The sequence below is a fragment of the Kitasatospora sp. NPDC096204 genome (assembly GCF_044763205.1).
Classification (GTDB): Bacteria; Actinomycetota; Actinomycetes; order Streptomycetales; family Streptomycetaceae; genus Kitasatospora.
Window position 1 is genome coordinate 64214 of record NZ_JBIWFT010000023.1, and the last position, 24526, is coordinate 88739.

18 protein-coding genes are annotated in these 24526 nt (G+C 72.6%); 6 read left to right on the forward strand and 12 right to left on the reverse strand.

All coding sequences use genetic code 11. The features are described from left to right. Positions 1 to 85 precede the first annotated feature (85 nt). Entirely contained in the window at positions 86 to 1426 is a 1341-nt protein-coding gene (locus ACIQ87_RS24495; RefSeq protein ID WP_402410091.1) for a glutamine synthetase, read from the forward strand. 58 nt (positions 1427 to 1484) lie between these two features. Further along, a complete protein-coding gene (locus ACIQ87_RS24500; protein ID WP_402410092.1) occupies positions 1485 to 2030 on the forward strand; it encodes a S1 RNA-binding domain-containing protein in 546 nt (181 codons plus the stop codon). 41 nt (positions 2031 to 2071) lie between these two features. Here the strand turns inward: ACIQ87_RS24500 and ACIQ87_RS24505 are convergent, their stop codons facing one another. Genes ACIQ87_RS24505 through ACIQ87_RS24515 form a run of 3 tightly spaced genes read right to left on the reverse strand, consistent with a single transcriptional unit; the run spans position 2072 to position 4584 of the window. Then, complete coding sequence (locus ACIQ87_RS24505) at positions 2072 to 2581, reverse strand: hypothetical protein (protein WP_402410094.1); 510 nt, start codon at positions 2579 to 2581, stop codon at positions 2072 to 2074. A gap of 45 nt (positions 2582 to 2626) precedes the next feature. Beyond that, on the reverse strand, positions 2627 to 4129 hold the full coding sequence (locus tag ACIQ87_RS24510; RefSeq protein ID WP_402410096.1) for an MFS transporter: 1503 nt from the start codon (positions 4127 to 4129) through the stop codon (positions 2627 to 2629). Beyond that, positions 4126 to 4584, reverse strand: a complete 459-nt coding sequence (locus ACIQ87_RS24515) for a MarR family winged helix-turn-helix transcriptional regulator (RefSeq protein ID WP_402410098.1) — start codon at positions 4582 to 4584, stop codon at positions 4126 to 4128. The genes ACIQ87_RS24510 and ACIQ87_RS24515 overlap by 4 nt, the downstream gene beginning before the upstream one ends. Before the next feature lie 277 nt (positions 4585 to 4861). Between ACIQ87_RS24515 and ACIQ87_RS24520 the strand changes: the two genes are divergently transcribed. Next, on the forward strand, positions 4862 to 5155 hold the full coding sequence (locus ACIQ87_RS24520; RefSeq protein ID WP_402410100.1) for a DUF1330 domain-containing protein: 294 nt from the start codon (positions 4862 to 4864) through the stop codon (positions 5153 to 5155). A 268-nt stretch (positions 5156 to 5423) separates the two neighbouring features. Here ACIQ87_RS24520 and ACIQ87_RS24525 read toward each other — a convergent pair whose 3' ends face one another. From ACIQ87_RS24525 to ACIQ87_RS24550, 6 genes are all read right to left on the reverse strand, one after another. Further along, positions 5424 to 6596 carry a hypothetical protein gene (locus ACIQ87_RS24525; RefSeq protein WP_402410101.1) on the reverse strand — a complete coding sequence of 391 codons (1173 nt, stop codon included), beginning with the start codon at positions 6594 to 6596 and terminating at the stop codon, positions 5424 to 5426. A gap of 542 nt (positions 6597 to 7138) precedes the next feature. Continuing rightward, the gene (gene secD, locus ACIQ87_RS24530; RefSeq protein ID WP_402410103.1) at positions 7139 to 9481 is read right to left on the reverse strand and encodes a protein translocase subunit SecD; all 2343 of its coding nucleotides are present in this window, start codon (positions 9479 to 9481) and stop codon (positions 7139 to 7141) included. Between the two features lie 175 nt (positions 9482 to 9656). Beyond that, positions 9657 to 10082 carry a hypothetical protein gene (locus tag ACIQ87_RS24535; protein ID WP_402410104.1) on the reverse strand — a complete coding sequence of 142 codons (426 nt, stop codon included), beginning with the start codon at positions 10080 to 10082 and terminating at the stop codon, positions 9657 to 9659. Positions 10083 to 10720: 638 nt separating this feature from the next. After that, the gene (locus ACIQ87_RS24540; RefSeq protein WP_402410106.1) at positions 10721 to 12529 is read right to left on the reverse strand and encodes an FG-GAP-like repeat-containing protein; all 1809 of its coding nucleotides are present in this window, start codon (positions 12527 to 12529) and stop codon (positions 10721 to 10723) included. 581 nt (positions 12530 to 13110) lie between these two features. Then, positions 13111 to 14952 (reverse strand): RICIN domain-containing protein, encoded by a 1842-nt coding sequence (locus ACIQ87_RS24545; protein ID WP_402410107.1) that lies wholly within the window; start codon positions 14950 to 14952, stop codon positions 13111 to 13113. 559 nt (positions 14953 to 15511) lie between these two features. After that, on the reverse strand, positions 15512 to 16021 hold the full coding sequence (locus ACIQ87_RS24550) for a hypothetical protein (protein ID WP_402410108.1): 510 nt from the start codon (positions 16019 to 16021) through the stop codon (positions 15512 to 15514). Positions 16022 to 17150: 1129 nt separating this feature from the next. Here ACIQ87_RS24550 and ACIQ87_RS24555 point away from each other — a divergent pair. The 3 genes from ACIQ87_RS24555 (at position 17151) to ACIQ87_RS24565 (ending at position 20591) form a co-directional block, all read left to right on the forward strand. Continuing rightward, positions 17151 to 17693: an SMI1/KNR4 family protein gene (locus ACIQ87_RS24555; RefSeq protein ID WP_402410110.1), complete on the forward strand. Its 543-nt coding sequence runs from the start codon at positions 17151 to 17153 to the stop codon at positions 17691 to 17693. Positions 17694 to 18138: 445 nt separating this feature from the next. Next, positions 18139 to 18375, forward strand: a complete 237-nt coding sequence (locus ACIQ87_RS24560; protein WP_402410112.1) for a DUF1877 family protein — start codon at positions 18139 to 18141, stop codon at positions 18373 to 18375. Positions 18376 to 19247: 872 nt separating this feature from the next. Continuing rightward, entirely contained in the window at positions 19248 to 20591 is a 1344-nt protein-coding gene (locus ACIQ87_RS24565; RefSeq protein ID WP_402410114.1) for a DUF4157 domain-containing protein, read from the forward strand. On the opposite strand, the gene ACIQ87_RS24570 is transcribed toward ACIQ87_RS24565, so the two are convergent. From ACIQ87_RS24570 to ACIQ87_RS24580, 3 genes are read right to left on the reverse strand one after another with little or no spacing between them, the layout of a single operon-like run. Next, positions 20588 to 21958 carry an ATP-binding protein gene (locus ACIQ87_RS24570; RefSeq protein WP_402410116.1) on the reverse strand — a complete coding sequence of 457 codons (1371 nt, stop codon included), beginning with the start codon at positions 21956 to 21958 and terminating at the stop codon, positions 20588 to 20590. The two genes, ACIQ87_RS24565 and ACIQ87_RS24570, sit on opposite strands and share 4 nt — an antisense overlap. Beyond that, positions 21958 to 22680, reverse strand: coding sequence for a response regulator transcription factor (locus ACIQ87_RS24575; RefSeq protein ID WP_402410118.1), 723 nt, complete (start codon positions 22678 to 22680; stop codon positions 21958 to 21960). The genes ACIQ87_RS24570 and ACIQ87_RS24575 overlap by 1 nt, the downstream gene beginning before the upstream one ends. Positions 22681 to 22740: 60 nt before the next feature. Beyond that, positions 22741 to 24345, reverse strand: coding sequence for an alpha/beta fold hydrolase (locus ACIQ87_RS24580; protein ID WP_402410120.1), 1605 nt, complete (start codon positions 24343 to 24345; stop codon positions 22741 to 22743). Positions 24346 to 24526: the final 181 nt, after the last annotated feature.

Here is a 24526-nt window from a genome sequence, read left to right on the forward strand (position 1 = left end):
CCCCACAACCCCGGCCTTTCACGAACGGGTGAATTCCAGGCCGACCGCTCACCCACCCGCCGCCACGAACGCCAGCATGAACCGCATGACCACCACGCACCCCCGAGCCGATCGGGCGGCCCGGGCCCGGGCCGCCCGAACCCAGCTCGCCGCCGACGGAATCGACGGGGTGGTGTTCGGCTGGGTCGACAACGCCGGGATCACCCGGGTGAAGTCCGTCCCGCTCACCCAGCTCGAACACGCCGCCGAGCACGGTGTCGGCGCCGTACCCTGCTTCGACGTCTCCCTGGTGGACGACTCCTTCACCACCACGCCGTCGAGCACCGGCCCGGTGGGCGACCTACGGCTCGTCCCCGACCTCGACCGGCTCACCCCGCTCGCCGCCCAGCCCGGCTGGGCCTGGGCCCCGGCCGACCGCTACACCCAGGACGGCACCCCGCACCCCGGCTGCCAGCGCGGCTTCGCCCGCCGGGTCACCGAGGCCGTCGAGCGGCGCGGGTTCTCGGTGCGGGCCGGAATCGAGGTCGAGTGGGTGGTGGCCGACGCCGCCGGAGCCCCCGCGACGACCGCGCCGGGGTACGGGATGACCCGCTTCATCGAACACTCCGACTACCTGCGGGAGGTGCTGCGCGCCCTCACCGACCAGGGGCTGGCCGTCGCCCAGCTCCACCCCGAGTACGCCGCCGGGCAGTTCGAGGTCTCGGTCGCCGCCGAAGGCCCCGTCGAGGCGGCCGACACCGCCATGATGGTGCGCCACACCATCCGGGCCGTCTCCGCCCGGCGCGGCCTGCGGGTCTCGTACGCGCCCCTGTTCACCGAAGGCTCGATCGGCAACGGCGGCCACCTGCACCTCAGCCTCTGGCGACAGGGCCGGAACCTCGGGCACGGCGGCCCCGGCCGCCACGGGCTGCACCCCGAGGCCGAGCAGTTCCTCGCGGGCGTCCTGGCCGAACTGCCCGCCCTGCTCGCCCTCGGCGCCCCCAGCCCCGCCTCCTACCTGCGGCTGGTCCCCTCCCACTTCGCCGGGGCCCACCGCTGCTGGGGCCTGGAGAACCGCGAGGCGGCGCTGCGCCTGATCACCGGCTCCGCCGCCGGGCAGGCCAACGCCGAACTCAAGTGCTTCGACGCCGCCGCCAACCCGTACCTGGCGATCGACGGCGCGCTGGCCGCCGGACTCGCCGGCCTCGACACCGGCCTCCCCCTCCCACCCGAGACCCCGACCGACCCCGCCGCCCTCGACGACGCCGAACGCCTCCCGGCGACCCTGCCCGAGGCGATCGACGCCTACGAGAAGTCCGCCGTCCTGCGCCAGGCACTCGGCCCCGAACTCTTCGACACCGTCCTGGCCGTCCGACGCGCGGAGGCCGATCTCTTCGCGATGCACACGGACGCCGAACTCATCGCCGCCACCCGCTGGCGCTACTGACGACTACGAGGAACGAGCCGGTCGCCCACCGACGTAGGGGTGGCGTAGGGTCACGGCCGTGACCTGTCCGCTTCCCTCCCCGGCGCTCAAGGAGTTCCTGGCGACACTCCGTCGTGGCGTAGAACGCTCGGGGGTGGTTACCTCGATCGAGACCTTCGGCGTGCTCGTCGACATTGACGGAGCCCCCGAACCCTCGGTGGGCTTCATTCCACCACCGGAGGTCTCGTGGAAGTGGATCTCCTCCTGCGGCGAGGTCGTGACGATCGGCCAGCGGGTGACCGCGGCGGTCCTCGGAGTCGACGCCGAGACGCGCGGGCAGGCTGTCCTGTCCCTGATCGCCCTGCAGCCCAACCCGTGGCTGGCATGGGTCGACAAGGTCGGCAGCGTTCTGCAAGGCCGCGTCACGAAGCTGGTCCCATTCGGCGTGTTCGTGAGCGTTGACAACGGAATGGACGGCCTACTCCACAACTCCGAACTGTCTCAGCTCGGCGGCGACCGCGACATCCGGGTCGGCGACGAACTGACGACGCGGATCGCCGAAGTGGACCCGGCACGGCGCCGCATCCGCCTCGCGCTCCCGGCCGAGCCCACGGCACCGGACTGACACCGGCGGCCCGGCGCCCGCGCGCCCGCGAAGCGGCGCCGTCAACCTCGCCCGCCGGAATCGGCGGCGAGGCGGCCGAGCATCGCCATCACGATGATCCGCAGCTTCTTGTCGTTCGTCACCGTGCAGTGGGCATCGACGCCCCGCTCGTCCGGTGCCGCATCCGGCTCGACCAGGCCCAACCGGACCAGGTCGACGGCATACTCGTGGCACCGGGAGTAGTCCGTTGCGGCGCTCACCGCCTCGACGTGGTCGATGCGGCCAGGATCCTCGGCACGGAACAGGGCCGGGGTGGGCCGAGGGCCCAGCGTCTCCTCGATCCACGCCGACACGGCCTCCCGGGAGCAGCCCTGCTCCAGCTTCGAAGCGCTCGCGGCGGTGAGTGCCAGATGGACGAGGAGCATCCCGAACCACGTGGCGACCTCGCCCGGAGGAGTGTCCCCACCCCTCGGCGGCATCACGGCCTGGTACAGGGCAGCCACATCATCGTCGCGCGCGGCAGCGACGACGGCCTTCACGGCGCTGCCGAGGGCAGCCTGGTCAACGGTCACGTCGGTCGTTCTCCTCATGGGTCGGCAGCGTCAACTTACCGCTCCCTAGGGGGGATCGGTGCGGCATGCGCACGGTTCGACCCCGACCCGAAGGCACTCGTGGGCGAGCGCAACGGCCGCGGTGGGGTTGATCTCGCGCGGGCGTCGGCGGGTGAGGGCGGCGGCGACCAGGGCGGTGACCGCCATCGCGGCGATGCCGAACAGCGCTGCGGTGGTGTAGGCGTGGTCGTTCGGGAAGAGACGACCGGTGTCGGTGCCGGCGGCCAGGACCAGGCCGCCTGTCGCGCTGCCCAGGGAGTACCCGACGCTGCGGACGACGTAGTTGAAGCTCATCGCGCTCGACGTCTCGCTCTTGGGCGTGACGGCCAGGATGACGCCGGGCATGGCGGCCGAGAAGCTGCCGACGCCGAAGCCCAGCACACCCATCGCGACGAGCAGTTCGGCCAGGTTCGACCGGGCCGCGGCGAAGAGGACGAACCCGCCGCCGACGATGGCGGCACTGCCGGCCAGGAGCACGGGTGCGTCGATCAGCGTCCGAACCCGGGGCGTGAGTCTGCCGGCGACGAACCCCAGCACCGAGAACGGGACGAGGACCAGCCCGGCGACGAAGGTGGTCAGCCCGAAGCCGTAGCCGGCGCTGTGCGGCGTCTGCGCGTACCGCGTGATGAGCGTGAGCAGGAGGTACATGCCGCTGCCACCGACGAACATGGCGATGTTCGCTCCGGCGACCGCCGGGTGCCGTACCGCCCGGACATCGACCAGGGGCGCCTTGCTGCGCAGCTCGGAGGCGGTCCAGACGCACAGCAGGAGCACGGCGACGACGGCGAGGATCACCGCCACGGCGAGGTGACGGCTCCACAGGCTCCGCTGGCCGGCCAGGAACAGGACGAGGAACAGTCCACCCGCGAGGACGAGCGCGCCCGCCACGGTCACGTGCGCGGAGCGGCCTTCGGGAGCCGCGGGTATGGAACGCCACGCGGTCAGGAAGGCGACGGCGGTGACGAACAGACCGAAGCCGTAGGCGGCCCGTACGCCGCCGATCTCGGCGAGCAGTGCGGTGAGCGGGTAGCCGACGCCGGCACCGATGATCGAGACCACCGAGATCAGGGCGATCGTCGCCGTGCCGCGCTCCTCGGGAAGATGGTCCCGGGCCACGCCCATCATCAGCGCCGTCAGACCGAGCCCGACGCCTTGGGCCGCCCTGCCGACGAGCAGCCCCGCGAACGGCAGCGGCAGCACGGTCAGCGCGCTGCCGACGACGACGATCGCCAGCGTGGCGAGGATCGTGGCCCGTCGGTGCGGGCCGGCTCCGAGCCGGCCGAGGACGGGCGTGGCGACGGCGCCGCTCAGCAGTGCGACGGTCAGCGCCCACTGCGCGCTGTCGAGCGAAACGTGGAACGTGGTCGCCACACTGGTGATCAGCGGCGTCCCGAGGCTGGCGACCGCCGCCACGACCAGGGCGATGAACAGCAGGGCGGGGACCAGCAGCCGCGGCTCGGAGCGCTCCGGGGTGCGCTCCGGGGTGCGCTCCGGGGTGCGCTCCGTCACCGCTTCGGCCCTTCGCGGTCCTGGCTTTCGAGCTCTGCCAGGTGCGCCAGTGCCGGAAGCGCCGCCACCAGGGCCTCGACCTCGTCGTCGGCGAGTTCGTCGATCAGCCGCGCGAACGCATCAGCGCCCGCCTGGCGCCGGGCCTGAACGTACGACGCGCCGGCCTCGGTCAGACACACCAGCGTGACCCGCTTGTCGGACGCGTGGCCCCTTCGCTCGACCAGTCCGGACTCCTCCATCACCCGGACCAGCACGGTCATCGCGGGCTGGGTGACCCCCTCGATCGCGGCCAGCTCGGTGATGCGTCGCGGGCCGGTCCTGTGCAGGGTGGCCAGGGTGGCGGCGGACGTGATGCTCATATCGCGCGGAAGGCGTCGCACAGCCCTGGTGGCCAGCCCGTAGAGGACCGACCCGATCGCAGTGGAAGCGCCATGAGTGGCGTCTTGACGGCTCATGCGTGAAGCATAGAATATTTATATGAATTCTTTATGCATCTCTCACCCAACGCCACGCCCCAGCCCCGCATCCGGCGCCCCGGACGGCGGTCGCCGTCGGCGCCCGGGGCGTTGAGGAAGAACCTCGCCCGGACGCGAACCGGCAGTCGCGGGCAGCAGAGCCGAACCGGGCCGGATCAGCACGTCATCACGAATGCCCGGTGCTCCGCCGCCGGGATCGAGCGATCCGAGCGTCAATTCCAAGTCGGACATGTCCGGCCGAACACAGGAGGTTTCCATGCCCAAGGGCTACTGGGTCAGTGTCTACCGCGCCATTTCCGACCCCGAGAGGCTGAGTGCCTACGACAAGCTGGCCGGTCCGGCCGTCCGAGCCGGGGGCGGGCGGGTCCTGTCCCGTGGTGGCCGAGTCGTCGCCCACGAAGCCGGAAACACGCAACGCGTCCTTCTGATCGAGTTCGACAGCTTCGAACAGGCCGTCGCGGCATACGAGAGCGAGGCATACCAGAAGGCACTGGCGATCCTCTCCGACTGCGTCGAGCGCGACTTCCGCATCATCGAGGGCGTCGACTGACCGACGGGCCCAGCCATCGCCGAGCATCCGTCACCTGATGCGCACACGGCGCCGAACGACGACTCACCGGTCGGAGCTGGACTGTCCTGGAACGACCTGTTCACCGGTGCCGGCTACGTCCCGCACCGCGTGCCGTAGCCGGGGAGAAGCACGGACGAGCCACCCGCCGCACAGAATCCGTGCCCCGGGCAGGTGAGACACGGTGAAGGGCCCGGCCTCCCGACCGATGGGAGGCCGGGCCTTCGGCTTCAGGTGTGGGGTTGCGGCGTCAGTTCCGGACGGCGGGCCGCAGGGTGGTGGTGGCACCGTAGTGGCCATCCGAGGCGCCGCCGACCTCGATCCCGACCGGCGCGGCGGGGGCTCGCTTGAGGCCGACCCGGAAGGTGTACGCGACCGGGTTGCCCTTCGTCACGCCCTCCAGCTGGGCCGGGGCCACGCCGAGTCGTCCGTTGCAGTCCTCGGTCACCTCGAAGGTCTTCCACTCGTTGCCGACCTTGGCCTCGATCGTGACGTCCTCGCCGGTGAGGCCCTCGCTGGCGGGCAGGGACAGGTACACGGTCGGGCGCAGGCGCCCCGGGCCGTCGGGCGAGGTGACCTTGAAGGTGAACTCGGTGGGGGTCTTGTCGATGACGAGCGGGGAGGGCTTGGAGGAGAAGGCCACGGCCGGGCGGTGGCTGTCGACGACCGAGGTGGTCACGACGCCCTTGGTGAGCACCTGGTAGGTGGACGGTGTCACGGCGTCGGCTTCGACGAGCAGGCGGCCCGGCTGGTTGCCGCGGTCGAGGACCATCCGGTACTCGACGGTGCGGCTCTCGCCCGCGGCCAGGGTGAAGGCCGCGTCGTTGCCGGTGCCCGCGTAGTCCATGCCGCCGCCCTGGCTCAGCGCGGGCATGGCCTTCCAGCCGGAGGCGTCCTTGCGCTCCAGGGTGCCCTGCGCCATGGCGAGCATCCGCCGGCACTGCGCGCCCTCGTACTGCTGGGTCGCGACCACCGGGGCCACGCTGCGGGTGCCCGAGGCGTCGTTGTTCTTCCAGGTCACCGAGAACGAGACCTGGTCGCCGACCTGGATCTTCTGGCCCTGGTGGAGGCCGTTGAAGGTGATCCCGATGCCGCCGGTGGGCTTGGCCGGGGCCTTCGTGGCCGGCTTCACGGCCGACTTGGTGTCGGCCTTGACGTCGGTCTCGGCGACGGCGGGACCCTGCCCGACCGGGGCCTCGACGGTGGGCGCGGCGGCCGGCGTCTCGGTGGTGGGCGCGGCCGGGGCGGGGGTGGTCGGGACGGCGCCCGCGCCGGGGGTGGCCGAGGAGGTGGCCGAGGGGGTGGGGGCGGAGGCGGCGACGGACGACCCGCCGTTGGTCGGGCCGCAGGCGGCGACCCCGACGGCGGCGACGACGGCCAGCGGGATGATCTTCGCAATACGGGTGATAACGGACGCGTTCATGTGACAGTCCCCCCAAAGGACACGGTGCTGGTGGTTTTGATCGGATGAGCGGGCGCCTACTGTCGCGCCCCGAGGAGCCGGCCCGAGCCCCCCGGCTCCGCCGGCTCGCTCTCCCCGCCTCTCACCCTGATAGACGTCCATCCCGCCGGGGGGTTGCAGCCGGATTCGAAGAAATTTCCCGCGACCCGCCCCGGGACGCCGAAAGGCGCCGTGACCAGGGAAGAACCCCGGCCACGGCGCCCGCACTATCAGCACCCCGGCCCGCGACGACGTCGAGCCCTTCTTCGACGGCCTGGACGCGGCCGAGACCCGCGCGGCATCGAACAACTGCTCACCCAAGCGCTGTCCACCTTGGCGTGATCACGGCTGCGGCCACAGTCTGGCGGCTTGTCGAGCCGGGCCTGTCCCCGCCCGGTACGACAAGCCGTTCGAGCCCCCATGGTGCGGTCAGCGCGCCACGACCCTCCCCGGCGACCGGCCGGCCGACCGCACTCGGCCGGCCGGTCGCGAAACGCGCGGCCACCCCACCGGACCAGCGCCGCTCAGACCACCGCCCCGTTGTGCTCGCGCGCCGGCGCCGCGCCCGCCGCGTGCGGCGCCCGTGCCTCCCCGGCCTCACCGGCCCCCCGTGGCCGATCCGGGAACCGCCCCTGGAGCAGCACGACCACCGGCATCGCGGTGAACACCGTCGACGCCGTGCCCAGCAGGACCCCGGCCAGCAGCGCCACCGAGAAGTCGGCGAGCGAGTCGCCGCCGAGGATCGCCAGGGCCACCAGGACGAACAGCGCCCCCATACCGGTGTTCACCGTCCTGGGGAGGGTCTGTGCCACGGCGCGGTCCGCGAGGTCCGCCCAGCTCGCCTTCGTCCCGGTCCGGCGCAGCTCGCGCAGCCGGTCCAGGACCACCACCGTGTCGTTGACCGAGTACCCGACGATGGTGAGCAGCGCGGCGAGGAAGACGCTGTCCACCGGCTTGCCCAGCCAGGCGAAGAGGCCGAGGACGAGCAGCAGGTCCTGCGCCATCGCGATCACCGCGGCGGCCGCGAAGGTCCACCGGAAGCGGATCGTGAGGTAGAGCAGCTGGGCGGCGACCGCGAGCCCGAGCGCGGCCAGCGCGTAGTCGCGCAGCTCGCTGCCGAGGCTCGGCCCGATCAGCTCGTCGCGCTCCACGGACAGCTCGCCGGTGACGCCGGTGAGCGCCTCCCGGATGCGCTGCTGCTGGTCGTCGCCGGACTCCTTGGTGCGGACGGACACGCCGGTGTCGCCGGTGGTCTGCACCACGGCCTGCGGGAACCCGGCGTCGACCACCGCCGCGCGGGCGGCGTCCGCGTCGACCCGCTGCGCGGCGGTGTACTGCGCCACCCGGCCGCCGGTGAACTCGACGCCGAGGTCCAGGCCGCGCCCGCCGATCCCGGCCAGAGCGAGCAGCAGCAGGCCGGCGCAGGCGCCCAGCCAGCGCCGCCGGTGGCGCATCAGCCGGGGCGGCCGCCGGGTCAGCCGGGTCCGGAGCCGGCCGACGGTGGCCATGCCGGTCAGGGTGGGCCGCCGGGCGACGGCGGGCCGGCGCACCGCCCACTCGGCGAGCAGCCGGGTGATCAGCATGGCCGAGAACATCGAGGCCAGCACGCCGATCGAGAGCGTCACCCCGAAGCCCTTGACCGGGCCGGTGGCGAACACGAAGAGCAGCCCGGCGGCGAGCAGCGTCGTCACGTTGGAGTCGGCCACCGCGCTCCATGCCTTCGCGAACCCGACGCGGAGCGGGCGCCGCAGGTCGCGCTCCTTGCCGGGGCCGGCCGCCCTGGGAGCGGTGTACTCCTCCCTGGCCCGTTCGAAGACCAGCACGTTGGCGTCCACCGCCATGCCGATGGCGAGCACGAAGCCGGCCAGCCCGGGCAGGGTGAGCGTCGCGCCGAGCGCGACCACGGCGGCGTACGAGATCAGGCCGTAGAGGGCGAGCGCGACGGTGGCCAGCACGCCGAGCAGGCGGTACACCGCGATGACGAAGGCCCCGGTGCACAGCAGGCCGATGACCGCGGCCAGGGCGCCGGCCCGGATCGCCTCGGCGCCGAGGGTGGGGCCGACGGTGCTCTGCTCGATCACCGTCACCGGGACGGGCAGGGCGCCGCCCTTGACCAGGGCGGCGAGGTCGCGGGCCTCGTCGGCCGAGAAGCCGCCGGTGATCTGCGTCGAACCGCCGGTGATCCCCTGCCCGCAGGGCACGCTGTCCTGGACGCCGGGGGCGGACAGGACGCGGTCGTCGAGCACGATGGCGACCCGGCGGGCGGGGTCGGCCGGCGCGGCGCACGCGGCCTCCCCGGTGAGCCGGGCCCAGGCGTCGCCGGCCGAGCCGCGGAAGGAGAGGTCGATGCTCCAGCCGAGGCCCGTCCGGGTGTCGAGGATGGCCGAGGCGTCCTTGACGCCGTCGCCGGTCAGCACCGGCGGGCCCAGCCGCAGGTGGCCGCCGGGGACGCCGGGGTCGGCGAGGACCCGGGAGCCGTCCGCCGCAGGGGGTCCGGCCGGGCCGTCGGCTGCCCTGGTGACGGGGTGGAAGGTGAGCTGGGCGGTGCGGCCGATGACCCCGGCGGCCTCGCGGGGGTCCTGGACGCCGGGGAGTTCGACGACGATGCGCCGCTCCCCGGCACGGGCGAGCGAGGGTTCGGCGACGCCGAGCCCGTCGACCCGGCGGCGCATCACCTCCAGCGCCCGGTCGGTGGCGTCCGCGTCGGCGCGGACGGTGGGCGAGTCCTGGGTCTCCAGGACGATCCGGGTGCCGCCGCGCAGGTCGAGGCCGAGGCGGGGCGGGGTGGTCAGGGCGATGTACAGCGAGACACCGACGACGGCGAGCGCGACGAGCGCGCGCCAGAACGCGGCACGGCGAGTAGGCATGGGTACTCCACGGGCGGTCCGCGGGAGCCGGGCGTCCGCAGGGGACGCCGCACCCGGGACGGGCGGACGCGAGGGAACGCGCGCCGCCGGGAACGCTCCGGGCACGGTGGCCGGAGTCCTCCCGTCCGGGCCGCGGGCAGGCCGCGACACCCGAGTCGGCGGGCGCGGTGGGACGTCAGCTGGACCGGGTGGAGGGCGGACCGCGGGTGTGGCGGGGGTCGTAGTGGTCGGACGGCGGCGCCCGCTCCTGACGCGGCCCCGGGGCGTACACCCCGAGCCGGGGCCGGGGGGCGTCCGTCCGGGCGGCCGGGAGCGCGGCCGGCGGGAGCGCGGGCAGCCGGACGCCGGGCTCGGCAGCAGCCGTCTGCCGCTGGGCGACGTCGGCGCCGGGGCGGTCCGAGGTGCGCCGGACCTCCGCGCCCGCCGGGCCGAGCCGTACGGCGGCCGGGGTGGCGACGGCGGGCGGCGCGCCGGGGGCCGGCTGCGCCGCACCCGTCACCGTGCCAGTCGCCGTGCCGAGGAGGACCTGGCAGACGGCCCAGGCCGCGAGCAACGCGCAGGACAGCGCGGCCGCCGCGGTCCGACGTACGCGTCGCTCCACTCCGGCCCCCTCCCCGCTCGTGCCGTCACCCGGTCCCGTTCGCAAGAAGATCTCACTGTAGGCGACGTCGCCGCCGCGCGGGAAGGTTCGGGCGGCGGAGCGGACGGCGGATCGGACCGGCCGGGGCCGGGTTCACGGTCCGGCGGGGGTCTGCGCGGTGGTCTCCATCAGTGGTCTCCTCTGCTGTGCCGCCCGCGCGCCGACCCGGGGCAGGCGGCCACTGTCCCGAACCGGTGACGAACTGTCAGTGCCCCCGGGTCACCGCCGCGCAGGCCGGGCCCACGTCTCCGCCACGTCCGGAAAGGCCACTGCGCACGCCACTGCCCACCACCCGGGAGCGCGACGTCGCCGTCGACCACCACACCCCGGCCCAGCCCGTACCGGAACTGCCGTACCCAATCGAGGCCGCGGCGTACGGGCGGGACCCAGGGCGGCAGCGCCCGGGGCCCCGCTCCGTCCTCGCCCGCGCCCGGGCGAGCCCGCCGTCTCTCGGCGGCGGGTCAGCGCCGTTCAGACGCCCGCTTTCCGGTGGTCTTGTGGCGCGGGGACGCTCTCGGTGTTCACCGGGTCAGCTCTCGTAGGTTGCAGCGGGCGCAGGACGCTCCTGGCTCGGCACTCCCTCGGGCCGGCTCGGTGGGTCACCAGCCGCTGCCGATCTCTCGGCCTGCGGCGACCTGGCCGGTGCCACCGGTGCCGGGGTAGACGTACAGGTTGCCGTTGCCGTTGTTACGCGTGACGACATCAGGCTTGCCGTCACCGGTGTAATCCGCGACACCCGCGAACGTGAAGTCCTGCCAGCCGCCACCGATCTCCGCAGCAGCGGCGACCTGGCCCGTACCGCCAGTGCCGGGATAGACGTACAGGTTGCCGTTGCCGTTGTTACGCGTGACGACATCAGGCTTGCCGTCGCCCGTGTAATCCGCGACACCGGCGAACGTGAAGTCCTGCCAGCCGAAACCGATTTCGACGCCTGCCGCCAGGCGGCCCGTCCCACCGGTACCGGGGTGGACGTAGAGGTTGCCGTTGCCGTTGTTGCGGGAGATGACATCGGGCTTGCCGTCGCCGGTGTAGTCCGCGACACCGGCGAACGTGGTGTTGTTCCAGCCGGTGCCGATCTCGACGCGTGCCCGGCTGCTGTATCCGTCTCCGGCCCCGGGGAAGAGGTACAGGCTGCCGCTTGCATCGTCCCGGGCGATGGTGTCGGAGTATCCGTCGCCGTCGTAGTCGGCGATTCCCGCGAAGGTCCATCCGGTGCCGGGAACATAGGCAGCTGCCGTGGTGAGAACGTTGCCGCGGACGTAGGCGCCCAGGGAGTTGCCTGCCGCCACCCCGGCGTCGGCGTCCCAGCGGTAGTGAACGCCGAGGTAGATACGGCTCAGGGCGTCCTCTCGGGCCGCGTCGGTGAAGGTGGTGAAGGTGCGGGTGGCACCGACCGCTTGAGGGTCGTCGGTGGTGGCGGTGAAGGTGACCTGGTCACCGAAGATGCCGCGCATCACCCCGGCCCAGGCCGCGCCGAAGGTGGCGTGTCCGGAGATGTAGGCGGGGAAGGGCGGGCTGAAGTGCTGGCCCGCCGGGTTGACGGACAGGGGCTGCCAGGCCGGGTCCGGGGTGATGGCCGGGCTGGTGCTCGGGTCCGCGAGCCGGATCGCGCTCTGCGGGCGCCACAAGTCGATGTTGCTCGCGTACTTGGCGTCCCAGGCGACGATCGAGGCATCGGCCAGGGCCACCGCGACCAGGGCGAACAGCCTGGCGTTCTCCGTCTGGGTCAGCCCCTTCTGCCGGGCGACCGTCTGGGTGATGTCGAACAGTTGGCCGGGCGGCTTGTAGGTGCCGTCGGCGTCGTTGGCCCAGAAGAACGCCTGCTTCGTCTGATCGGCGGTGCGGGTGGTGGACGTGGCCGAGCCCAGCGACTTGACCTCGTTGACCTGCGTGGCGTACGCCGGGTCGGCCAGCAGTGCCGCGTAGGAGGCGGCCTGCGCGGGAGGCTGGGGACGGAACTGTGCGCCGGAGGTCATGGCGAATGGAGCGAGCCGGCCCCAGTTGGGGTTGACGGGCGCCGACTGCCCCGGGTCCGTGGGCCGCCAGGCGCCGGGCACGTTGTCGAGGGTGTAGGACGGGTCCCAGGCGGGTGTGGTGCCGGGCCGGCTCTCGATCGCGACCCGGGCCACCTCGCTGCCGACCGCGGCTCCCTGGTTGCGGGCCGTCTGGGTGACGGAGGCCGGGATGGTGGCCCGTGCCGTGGCGAGGGCCTGGTTGAAGTCGGCGGCGAAGTCGTGGCCGGGGTTGAAGCCGGGGAAGAGCCCGGCCAGGGTGTCGTGCGCGGCCTGGTCGATCGCCGCCTCGACCGAGGCGGTGCCGGGAGCCGGCACCACGGTCAGATACGGACGGAACCGGCGATCGGCGGCGGGCGTGACGGAGTCCATCGCGTCCCAGATCGCCGTGTGCATCACGGCTCCCGCGTGGGCCAAAGGCCCGGGACCGGTATTGCGAGCCTGCCGGTACGCGTCGAGCAGGACCTTGTTCCAGAAGATGACATGATCGGTGGGCCCGGACGCGGCCACCGCCTCTCCCGGCGGCACCAATACGGCGGACCCCGCGACAGTCAGCACCGCGACCGCCGACATACCGATCCGGTGGCGTATTCGAACAGGTCTCATTTTCCCCCCTGGCATGGAGATGTCGGTCGCGCCGGAGCATGCATCGGGGTCCGGCCAGGAGTGCTCGCCGACCGGACCCGACTTCTGCGATGCCCGCCTGATGGGGCGAAACCAGATGTCAGACGCATGGTTCGAACGCGTGCATGACAGGCAGACTAGCGGGCCGACGGGCCGGACGAGGCGTTTTGATCGACTTCCCGAGAGGACGCCCTCTCGATTCCGTTGACGCCGGAGGGGCATCGCGGGCGAGCCACCGCAGGCGCAGCGGGCGTGTGTTGCTGTCCCAGGAGCCGGACAAGACCGGCGATGGCGGCGTCCTGGTCCCGGCGGACGCCCGCGACCAGAGGGTGGAGTGCGGGTGAGTCGGTCGGCTACCGGCGTGGACCGTACTCCCAGTGGTGGTCCGGGTAGTCCCCGCACGGGTACTGCATCAGGGGCGCCTGCGGGGCGTTGCTGCCGTGGGAGACGGCGAGGCACTGGCGGCTGTTGCCGTTGACGAAGCGGATGCCGTGCGGCCACTTCTCGATCTTCCAGGCCTGTCCGGGGCTGTCCTTGCATGCCGACTGGACGACCTGGGCTGCGGCTTCCGTACTGGAGTCCCGGACGGAGAGGCACAGGGAGCTGTTGTAGCTGACGAGCCGGTAGTAGGTGTCGCCTTCGGTGTCGGTGTAGGCCTTCTTGGCCTCCCAGAAGTGGTCGGGGTAGTCCCCGCAGGGGTATTGCTGTAGCTGCTGGCCCTCCTCCCGGCCTCCGCCGGACGTGGCCACGCACTGCAGGCTGTTGCCGTTCTTGATCGCCACCGGTCCCGTCGGCGGAAGCATCGCGGTTCCGCCGAGACGACTGGGTACCGGACGATCCGCCGTCGGCGTCGGCGTCGACACGGGGGCGGTGGGTACCGGTGGTGGTGCGAGCGTGCCGTTCCGGTCCGACGGTGAGGGAGCTGCGGGTTCCTGCGGGGCGTCGGCTCCTGTGGTCCGGGCCGCCGACGGGGGCTCCGCCCCCACTGCCCGGGCAGGCGCGCTGTCCGGCGATCGAGAGGCCGACGTGGTACCGGGAGCCGAAGGCGAAGGAGTGTCCCCCGCCGGAGAGGGAGAGCCGCCGATCGTGCTCGTCTCCACCCCGGCCTGGGGGACGGCCGCCCGGGGGACCGTGTCGACGGGACCGGGCTTCGGCCTCAGGTGCGTGCCGAGCAGCACACCGGCCAGTACCAGTACTCCGGCCAGCAATGCCGCGGCCCCTATCGCCGACGCCGTCCGGGCTTGCTCCCGCCGCGCACCGGCGAACGCCCTACGGGGCGGGCCGCCGAACGCCGTGCCGGGCAGCGACGGGCCGGTCGGGAGAATGTCCGAGACCCTGACCAGCTCGCCACGGACGATCCCGGAACCGGTCGTGGCGGGAAGCATCCGGCTCACTTCCCGGCGTCGGCCTGCCAGTACCTCCCGCACCGTCACGAGTTCGGCCTCCAGACGCCGCAGCACCGGCAGGTGCGCCCGCACCCCGTCGGCCACCACCGGCCCGACTCCCGGCTCCAGGCCGTCGTCCACCCGGGCGGGCATGCGCTCCTGGCCCACCAGGAGCCCGACGGCGTCCTGCTCCAGCTGTGCTGCCCGTTGCACCTCGTGCGCGCTCTGCCTGATGCGTTGCACCTCAGCCAGGCAATGCGTCGCCTCCCTCAGCCGGGACCGTCGCAGCTCCGCGGTGCCCCCGTCCGTCGGCTGCCATGCGGCAGGGCCCGTTTCGTCGGCGGAACCGGTGCCCAGTTCACCTCGCAGCTCACCCACGATCGCCACGAGCACGCGGATCAGTTCCTCCGCCTCCGCCACGCCCTCCTCGGCCAGCAGCTGTGCCTGCCGGGCCCGGTCCAGCGCCTGGTGCGCGGCAGACCTCTGTGCGGCAGACCGTGCTGCGGCCGAGGGCCCGCAGCCTTCGGCCGCGCGAACGGCCTGCTCGTGCAGATGGCCGGCCCGCGCCAGCAGCGCCGCCCGGGCGCGCGGGTCCGCCGCGTGGTCGTGGACCAGCCGCTGGAGCAGGTGCCACGGGATGTCCTTCTCCGCGGAGCGGTACTCGCTCCAGCTGGTCTTGCTGGCGGGGTAGCGCTGAGCGAGCTTGCGGACGGTGATGCCGGAGGTCACCTCCCGCACGAAGCCGGCCAGGGCGTTCGCCTGCTCGGTCTCTCCCTTGAGGCGCCCCTGCGGGCGTCCAGCACCAGCCACCCAGTGCCCCCTTGCCCTGTTGTCCCGTTGCCTTGTTGTCCCGTTGCCTTGTTGTCCTGTCGCCGGTCCGCGGCCGAACCGGGTGGTCCGCCGCTCAACCGACCGCCGGACATTACTTGTAGATGAACAGTCAAACAGGCCGCGCTCTGGAGTCGCCACCGGTTCTTCGGACAACCTGGAAGCTCCCGTGACGGCGCTTCCACCACGGCGTACGCCCCCTTCGGCGGCACCGGGAGGCGCTTCAGCAGCTCCGCCCCCCCCAGGCGACCAGGTGGGTGACTGCTGGGTGGCCGGCTCCGGGCCGCTGAGGAGGGCGTCCTGCATGGTTGCCGCCGGTGCGCATGACGGCGCGCGGGGGCTCCGCAGCAGGCGGCGATCAGGTGGTGCTACGACGGCATCGCAGGCCTCGACACGTACAGGCCCTGCGACACCGGACCGGCCCCGGGCGGCTGCCTGCGGCTGCCCGGGGCCGGTCCGGTGGACTGCGGCCCGCCCTGGGTGCCCTGAGGGGCCACCGACCCGGACGAGTCACCTCACAGAAGGGATCCGGCTTTTCCTGTCAGCACCGCTCGGGGGTCAGGACGGCCATCCCGCCGTTGTAGTTGACCTTCCCCCAAGCCGCAGTGCAGTCCGCGGCGGTCAGGGTGCCGTCCGACCAGACTTCCTGATCGGTCGTATACCCCTCCCCGTAGGTGTCCCAGGCCTGGGTACCGGGGTGCCTCACCGCCACTGCGGCCCCGATCCACAGACCCGGGTGTGCCTTGCGGAAGGACGTCCACTCGTACGTGTAGGCGAAGTTCGCCTTGCAGCTGGGCGAGTAGTACTGCTTGACCGAGGCGGCCGTTTCGGAGCCGAACTTGATGTAGGCGGTGGCGCCGATCTGGTGCGCGTCCGGGCAGTCCGAGATGCCGATGGCCTGGACTGCCTTGGTCGTGCCGGTTTCTTGGGTGCCGGCCACGGCGTTGGCCGTCACCGCAGTGGTTGCGCTCGCCGTGGCAGCGGCGGGCATCGCCAGGCCCGCCACCATGGCGGCCGGGGCGAGGGTGGTCGCCAGGATTCGTCGCTTCATGATGCCCTTCTCGGTTCGGCGGACAGATGCCGGCAGAAGAGCCGGCCCGGTTCCACACTGCGAGCGGTGGTGATTGTCCATCAACGAGAAGACCCGGAACACCCAGGCTGGCGCCGGACAATCCCCGTTGTCCGCGGACGGGAAACCGGTGATCCGGCGAGGGCGCCCTCAGGATTCGCTGCTGCACCTGATCAAGACCGCACCGAGCCCGTTTGAACACCGCGCTGTGCCCCTGAACCACACCTCCCTGTAGCCACCGGACAGCTGACGGAGCATCGCGTCCCCCGTCTTCGAGATTTTCCGGACCGGGAGTTCACGCCGAGGGGGTTCATCGCCACCTACCTGTGAAGGGCCCGCATCGGGCCGGCGACATGAGGGGAGGGATGGCATGGATCCGCTCGCTGCTTCGGCGGTGGTGACCGTATCGGGCCTGGGGGTTCGCGTAGTCGCTGCGGTGTGTCAGTACATGAGGCTACGTTGGCGGGTACATCAGGAACACGCACACCGGCAGACCCTGGTGGCGCTCGCCCGGTCTCTGCCCGGGGGAAGCCGCCTCCGTGAGGTCCGCAGCGACGGCAGCAGCCTGAGTCTGACGATCCCACAGCAGTCGGCGCGGCCGGGAGGACGGAACAGGTGAACGACAGGGAGCCTTCGGAGGGCGGCATCGCCCCGGGGTTATCGGCTCTGCCCGGTCCCGGAGGCCCACAGGCGGCGACCGGCACCGAACTGCCGGTGCAGGAGCAGTTCGCCGCCTTCTACCGCGGCTTCACACCCAGGCTGGTGGAACCGCACAGTTCCAGCAGCCAGTCGGTCTCATCGGAGGGTGCAAGCGGCCACAGGCCTGACAACGGGTTGGATTCCTCGGGCATGTGTCCATGATCCCCTGCCGCCGCGCCAAGGGCTCAGGCGGTTTCCACGCCGCCGAGCGAGCATGTTGCCGCGTACTCGGCTGAGCACTGCACGGTGTGCCCCGACAGGTGGGCCGCCGGTCGTGATCGTGGTGGTGAACCGGCGATTCAGGTGCGCGACGGTCGAGTGCCCAGCGGTGGCTATGTTCACGAGAATGCGCAGCACTGTCTGGGCCCGGCCTCAAGCTCAAGTTGTCGGACGCCTGTGCCAGCATGCTCCTGTGACGACCACGCCTGATCTCCGTCCTGGTGAGCTCACGCTCGACTTCCTGCGTTCAGCGTTCGCACCTGAGTGGCGCGAGCCGGCCTTGGGCCACGATGAGGTCGAGGCCTGGGAAGCCGAGAATCGGGTGACGCTCCCGGAGCCCTACCGGACCTTCATCGCGGAGATCAGCAACGGCAGCAGCCTCGGCCCCGCGGAGGACGGCGGCCTCCAGCCGCTGGGATGGCTGCCTGCAAGCTGGCCGGACACGGGCCCGCGGCACCCGGGACTGCCGTTCCCTCTGGATGAGGCATGGGGGTGGGAGGACGACGAGACGGACGATGCCAACGACCCACGCATCGATGCTGTCCTCACCCACGGGTCGGTCGTACTCGGAGCCGAGGACGGGCCGTCGTTCTGGCTGCTGGTGACGGCGGGCCCCCGCCGCGGTGAGGTCTGGATGGTGTCTGACGTCGGAGCCTTCCCGGCGCCGATTACCGAGACCAGAAGCTTCGACGGGTGGGTGCGGCACTGGCACACGGGTAACAACTGGCTTGCCTGAGCACGGCTTGGAGGACCGCTGTATTCGCGTAGTTCGTTCCGGGAACGCGCTCGGCCTGGCGCCAGAACACCTGATCGGTTTGTCGGAGGGAGCGCCTAGCCTGTCGCGAACGCGGCACCAACGGTGTCGGGCCGGCAGCATCGGAGGCGGGTGTCGAGATGAGCGTGGACTTCTTCTGGCGGCGTGTGAACGGCGGGTCGTTGGACGAGCTGTCGCCGAAGGAGCTGGGCGCGCTGGTGCCGTACTGGTCCGACGCGGAGTTCGAGCCTCTCTGTGAGGCCGGCATGGTCATGGGCGTCGCACGCAACGGCTACCTGATGCACTTCGCGTTGACCTCGGGCGAGGCGGCCTCGGGTGGCGTGGCTCGACTGCCGGTGTTCGGGGGCGAGCAGCGGGTGGGGGCGCGGAGGACCCCGAGTGCGGGTGGGTCGGGACACAGCTGTGTGTGCTGCGACCCGACGACGTGCGGGCGGCCTCGGCGTTCCTGGACCGCGTCGTGGTCGACGAGCTGATCAAGCGTTCGGACGCCGCGCTGGCGCGAGAGGTCGTGTCCCTCGGCTTCTCATCTCCGTGGGGCCCGGCGTGGGCTGGGGAGTTGACGGCGGACCTGAGCGAGCTGAGGGACTTCTTCGCCGCTGCCGCGGCTGCGGGCGACGCGATGGTCAAGTTCGAGTCGGCATGACCGCAAGGGATCCCGTGGGGCCGGGATCCGCGAACTCCGGGCCCTCCCGTCCCCCTGGACGCCTGATCCGCAGTGGACGTCTGATCCGCGATGGACGCCCGCTCAGGAGATTCGCCCGACCACACACGGTTCCCGCCGACCCGGTCAGGACCAGGCTCCTCGCCGGGGGCCCTCGACGGACGGTGATGGGTCACCACGCGCGTGCGCCGCAGCCGGAGCCCCCATGCCTCGGTGGCGATCCCGGCCACCGAGGACCACACCCAGCGCAACGCCGTCACGGCAGACCGGTCCGGCGGCAACTGCCCGCCCGCGGCGGCCGGCGGCGAGTGCACCGCGACCGTCACGGTTCACACCTCGGCCCCGGCCCCGACCGCCTCGCCCACGCAAAGCCCCGGCGCGAGCACCGGCGGCCCGAGCACCGGCCCGAGCGGTGACAACAGCCCGGCGCCCACCGGCCGCCCGGCCAGACGTCATCGGGCGGCGGCATCCTGGCCGGCACGGGCAGCCGGATCGCCCTCACCACCGGCGTTGCCGCGCTCGTCATCGGCGGCGGCCTGGTCCTGCTGGCGGCTTCCCGCCGCAAGCGCCACCGTCACTGAGCCGGACACCGAGCGGCGGCAGGGCGGTCACCACCGGGGTGGTGACCGCCCTGCCGCCGTTGTGCCGTCGGGGGTCGGCCGGGGCGCGGTCGTCCCCGGCCGGTTCCTGCACCGCACCGTCGTCGCGGGCGGCCTGACGTTCCTTCCCCGCCGCCCTTGTGGGCATCCCGGGCGTATCCGCTGGTACACGAACACTGCCCCTGTCGACATGGTGCGTTCACGCTCGGTCTGTTGTGCTGTCCGGGTAGTGACATCGGATACCGGAGTGTGCCCATGCCCGTACACGACCAGGGCCGTGAGACCGGCCGGCGCAAAGCCGCCCCGCGGCCTGCCTCGCGCTCCGCCTCGACGCCCGCCCCGGGGCTGACCCCTGATCAGGGACTGCTCGGCCTGCAGGCTTCGGCCGGCAACGCCGCCGTCGTTCAGATGATGCGCCGGGCCGGTCTCCTCGACGGCGAGCGGCGGCCCGGGCACAGTGGCGGCCTCGAAGACCGGCAAGCCGCGCACTCCGCGCCCACGGTGCAGCGCTCCTCCGTCCATGCCGTCCTGCGGACCGCCGGACGGCCCCTCGACGAGGCCACCCGCACCGACATGGAGAGCCGCTTCGGCGCCGACTTCACCGATGTCCGCGTCCATGACGACGGTGCCGCCAGGGCCTCCGCCGCCGAGATCGGCGCCCACGCCTACACCAGCGGGAGTCACATCGTCCTCGGCGACGGCGGCGGCGACCAGCACACTCTCGCCCACGAACTCACCCACGTCATCCAACAGCGCCAGGGCTCCGTCGCCGGCACCGACAACGGAGCGGGCCTGCGGGTCTCCGACCCCTCCGACCGCTTCGAACGCGAAGCGGAGGCCAACGCGACCCGGGTCATGCGCGCGAAGGCCGGGGTCATGCGCGCGCCCGCCGGGGAGACCGCTGTCCAGCGGGCACCACGCGCGGTGCCGCGCACGGGAACGGGACCGGGAACGGGACCGGGAAGGGGAACGGCACCGGTCCAGCGGATGGGCAAGAACAGCGGTCAAGGATCCTCGAAAGGCGATGCCGCAAAAGGCAAGGCCGTGGACGGCCCCAAGCAGGGCGACCACCTGTTCAACGCTCTGGGGGACGCGATGCTCAGCATCATCCCGAAGCTCAGGGAACAGAACGAGAGCCTGCTGTACGAGAGTCCGGACGCGCAGCAGGCGGTCACCGGCCTGATCGACGAGCTGAAGACGCTCGCGGACCAGGCGAAGACCCTGCGTGCGAACGAGGAGTACGAATCGGCGCAGGCCGTGGTGGGGGGTGGTGCCGGCCGAGCCGGAGACACGAACTCCCAGGTCTACGGAAAGTTCGTCGAGGACATGCGGCACGCGGCCGCCACCCTGCACTACGGCGTCGCCTGGGAGGAAGATCCGGTGGTGACGTCCGTGACCGCCGTGACGACCGCCGGTGACCTCGAGGCGAAGATCTTCGACCTGGACGCCTACCGGAGGAAGACGCAGGAGAACGGGATGAGGGGGAAGAAGAAGCAGGACGCGCTCAACGCCTGGGTCGCAACGACGAAGACTCACATGTTGAACCTCTTCCAGAAATACCTGCAGGTCATGAACAGGATCCACGAGGAATCCAGCTAGCCGCTGATCGTCGGATGGCTCCCCGACGGGTGGTCGGTGCTCAGGGGCGGGCGGTCAGTGCTCGGGGCGGGCGGCAGGTGGAAGCCGACCTCGGCGCCCCCGCCGGGGGCGGCGGTGGCGAAGACGGTGCCGTGGTCGGCGGCGACGAGGTCGTGGACGATGGCCAGCCCCAGCCCCGAGCCCGGGGTGGCCTGGGTGCCGGCGGCGCGGAAGAAGCGCTCGAAGACGGCCTGCCGGTCGCCGGGGGCGATGCCGGGCCCGTGGTCGCGCACGGACAGCCGGGTGCCGGTGACCCGGATCTCCACCGGGGTGCCGTCCGGACTGAACTTGACGGCGTTGCCCACCAGGTTGTCCACGCAGCGTTGCAGTGCGCGTGGGCGGGCCAGCACCGGTACCGGGCCCTCGACGGTGACGGCGATCTCGCGGCCGGTACGGCGGTGGAATCGCCGGGCGCTGTCCTCGGCGGCGGCCGGCAGGTCGAGCGGCTCCGGGTCCTCCGCGGTCTGCCGGTCGGTGGCCAACTCGACGAGCTCGCGCACGATTTCGTCGAGCGCGACGGTCTCGTTGACCAGGGTGGCGAGGATCTGCTCCTCGTCCTCGGGGGCGAGCCGGCCGCGGGCGCGCTGGAGGAGCTCGGCGCAGCCGCGCACCGAGGTCAGCGGGGTGCGCAGTTCGTGGCTGGCGTCCTGGACCAGGCGCTGCTGCTGCTCGCGGGAGCGGCGCAGCGCGCCGACCATCGACTCGAAGGCCCGGGTGAGGCCGCCGATCTCGTCGCGCCCGGCGGCGGGCAGCGGGGTGGCCAGGTCGCGGGTGGTGGTGATGTGTTCGGCGGCGGCGGCCAGGCGCCGCACCGGGCGCAGGATCCGGCCGAGGACGAGCCAGCTGAGCAGGGCGCAGGAGGCCGCGGCCGCCGCACTGGTGACGGTGATCCGCTGCAGGAACGCCTCGTCGACCTCGGTGACCCCGGCGTAGGTCTGGCCGACCATCACCGCGCCCTGCCCGTCCGGGCGGGCCTGGGTGAGGACGCCGTAGGGGGTGCCGTCGACGGTGGCGTCCTCCTGGTGGGAGCCCTGCCCGGTGCGGGCCACCTCCAGGGCGCGGGCCGAGACCGGCAGTGCGGGACTGCCCGGGGTCAGCGGGCGCGCGGCGCCGTCGGCGGGCAGCAGCTGTTCGACGGTGTCGGGCCTGGCGGGCGGCAGGCGGCCGAGGTCCAGGGCGGCGAGCACGGTGTGGGCCCGGTCCTGGAGGCTCCGGTCGAGCTGCTCGGAGACCAGGGTGCTGACGCCGCGGTAGGCGGCGGTGACGGGCACGGCGATCGCCAGCAGGACGGAGGCGAGGACCACGAGGCCGATCCTGGTGCGCAGCATCAGGCGGTCCTGACCGTGTAGCCGACGTTGCGCACGGTGTGGATCAGCCGGGGCTCGCCGTCCTCCTCGGTCTTGCGCCGCAGGTAGCCGACGTAGACGTCGAGCGAGCGCGAGTCGGTGTCGAAGTCGTAGCCCCAGATGCGCTGGTAGATCTGGTGGCGGCTCAGGACGGTTCCCTGGTTGCGCAGGAGCAGGTCCAGCAGGTCGAACTCGGTCTTGGTCAGGTCGAGTCGGCGTGTGCCGCGGTGGGCCAGGCGGGCGGCGGGGTCCAGGGTGAGGTCGGCGAGGGCGAGGTGGGCGCTGTCGGTGCCGTCGCCGTCCTCGGTGCGTGGCGGCTCGGTGCGGCGCAACAGGGCGCGTATCCGGGCCAGCAGTTCCTCGGTGGCGAAGGGTTTGGCGAGGTAGTCGTCGGCGCCCGCGTCCAGCCCGGCGACCCGGTCGCCGAGCTGGTGGCGGGCGGTGAGGACCAGGATGGGCAGGCGGTCGCCGCGCCGGCGCAGCATCCGGCAGAGCGCGAGGCCGTCGAGGCGGGGCATGACCACGTCCACCACGGCGAGGTCGGGGCGCCGGTGCTCCAGGAGCTCCAGGGCCTCCTGCCCGTCGGCGGTGGTGAGCACCCGGTAGCCCTCGAAGCGCAGCAGGTGGTCGAGGGTGCTGCGGACGCCGGGGTCGTCCTCGACGACCAGGATGGTGCGTCGGGCGACGGCGGTGGAATCTGTCATGGCGTCATTTTCGCTGGTGGCGGGCGTGGTCATACCGGTCGGGGGTGGCCGGTCAGCGGATCAGCGCGGGACGGGGACGACGGTGACGGGCGGGATCCGGGAGAGGCAGGAGGTGTCGCCGACCTCCCCGGTGCGGATGAAGCGGCTGGAGATCTCCAGGGCGCAGCCGGTGGACTCCATCTCCGGGAGGTGACCGCTGTTGGGTACCGAGACGAACGCGCTGTGGCGGAACTGGGCCGCCGACAGGCGGGAGCTGGCCTCGGGGGTGTTGGTGTCGAGGTCTCCGGAGAGCACCAGGACGGGCACGTCGGGCAGGTTCTTCAGGTCGGTCGGCTGCGGGCGGGCGGTGCCCCGGCTCGGCCAGTTCAGGCAGTTGTCCCCGCCGTCGGTCTGGCCCGCCGCCCAGCCCTTGGGGCTGAAGGCCCCGAAGTCGGCCGGGTCGGCGGCGGCCAGGGCGGCGTTGTACTGGCGGCGGCGCTCCGACACCGGGGCGTTCGGATCCCAGGTGCGGACGTAGTCGTTGCAGGTGACGGCCAGGAACGAGGCCTGGTCCTCGGTGCCGGTGCCCTCCACCTCGCCGCGCACCAGGGCGGCCAGCGGCCCGTCGTCGCCCGCGGCGAAGGCGTGCAGGGCGGCGGGCAGGGCGCCCAGCAGTCCGGGCTCTCCGGGGTGCAGGCCGATGCCGCGGGTGGCCGGCTCGTACATCAGGTTGGCGAGCTTGTCCTCGGTGAACAGGACTGTGCGCCGCTCACCGTCGAGCTTGGCGGTCACCTTCAGCGGGCGGTTGCGCAGCCGCTCGGTGACGGCGGCGAGATCGTGCACCGCGGTGTCCGGGTCGCAGGCGCCGCTGCGCTCGCAGATCCGGCGCAGCGTCAGGGAGACCTGCTGGGCGCCCGACTGGGCCAGGGAGTCGAAGGCGATCGGGTAGGCGCCGGACAGCACCATCTTCTCGACCCGCTCGGGGTGGCGGTCGGCGAAGACCGGCATCAGGTAGGTGCCGTACGACATGCCGTACAGCACCAGCTTGGGGGCGCCCAGGCGCTCGCGGGCGGCGTCGATGTCGTCGGCGGTGGCGGCGCTGGTGTAGCCGCGGGCACGCGGGCCGAGCTCCTCGGCGCACTCGGCGACGACCTCGCGCTGGCCGGCCCGCGGGGCCCAGCGGTACTCGGCCTCGGTGACGTCGCAGGGCAGCCGGCCGGAGCGGCCGGTGCCGCGCGGGTCCAGCAGCAGCAGGTCGTAGTCGTCCAGCACCCCCTGCAACGCGCCGGCCACCTGCTCGGCGCGGTCGATCAGGGTCTCGCCGGGGCCGCCGGGGTTGAACGCGACGGTGCCCAGCGCCGGGCCGGGGCGGCTGTGGCGGACCACCGCGTAGCTCACGTCGATGCCGCCCAGGCGCGGCTCGTCCGCGACCAGCGGGCGGCGCATGGTCGTGCAGTCGACCCGGTGCCCGGGGACGGCCGGACACCAGGCGGCTCGGCCCCGGGTGTCGGCCGGGGAGGCCTGCGCGGCCGGGGCGGCGGTGAGCGGCAGTGCGGCCGCCAGTACGGCCAGGGCCGCGGCCGCCAGGGTGCCGCGCCTCGCCGAGCCGTTCGTGTTCGTGCCCGCGTTCGTGCCCGTGCCCGCGTTCGTGCCCGTGCTCGTGTTCGTGACCGTGCTCGTCGTCATCGCCGTGCCCTCCATACGTCCTGCGGTCGGTGTGAGCACGACTCTGCCGGGCCCCCGTCAGCCGCCCGGCAGAGCGACGGCAAAGGCGTGTAAGAACCCGCAGGAGACGTACGCCGCCGAGTAGCCGCGATCAACGCCGGCCGGCCAACGCGCCGACCGTACGGTTCCGCCGTTTGCCCAC

Bases quoted from the DNA above. Each gene is read 5' to 3' on its own strand.
- secD (WP_402410103.1), bottom strand. From the start codon at position 9,481: ATGCCTACTCGCCGTGCCGCGTTCTGGCGCGCGCTCGTCGCGCTCGCC.
- ACIQ87_RS24575 (WP_402410118.1), bottom strand. From the start codon at position 22,680: ATGACAGATTCCACCGCCGTCGCCCGACGCACCATCCTGGTCGTCGAG.
- ACIQ87_RS24550 (WP_402410108.1), bottom strand. From the start codon at position 16,021: ATGAAGCGACGAATCCTGGCGACCACCCTCGCCCCGGCCGCCATGGTG.
- ACIQ87_RS24515 (WP_402410098.1), bottom strand. From the start codon at position 4,584: ATGAGCCGTCAAGACGCCACTCATGGCGCTTCCACTGCGATCGGGTCG.
- ACIQ87_RS24525 (WP_402410101.1), bottom strand. From the start codon at position 6,596: ATGAACGCGTCCGTTATCACCCGTATTGCGAAGATCATCCCGCTGGCC.
- ACIQ87_RS24540 (WP_402410106.1), bottom strand. From the start codon at position 12,529: ATGCACACGGCGATCTGGGACGCGATGGACTCCGTCACGCCCGCCGCC.
- ACIQ87_RS24565 (WP_402410114.1), top strand. From the start codon at position 19,248: ATGCCCGTACACGACCAGGGCCGTGAGACCGGCCGGCGCAAAGCCGCC.
- ACIQ87_RS24495 (WP_402410091.1), top strand. From the start codon at position 86: ATGACCACCACGCACCCCCGAGCCGATCGGGCGGCCCGGGCCCGGGCC.
- ACIQ87_RS24520 (WP_402410100.1), top strand. From the start codon at position 4,862: ATGCCCAAGGGCTACTGGGTCAGTGTCTACCGCGCCATTTCCGACCCC.
- ACIQ87_RS24570 (WP_402410116.1), bottom strand. From the start codon at position 21,958: ATGCTGCGCACCAGGATCGGCCTCGTGGTCCTCGCCTCCGTCCTGCTG.
- ACIQ87_RS24580 (WP_402410120.1), bottom strand. From the start codon at position 24,345: ATGACGACGAGCACGGTCACGAACACGAGCACGGGCACGAACGCGGGC.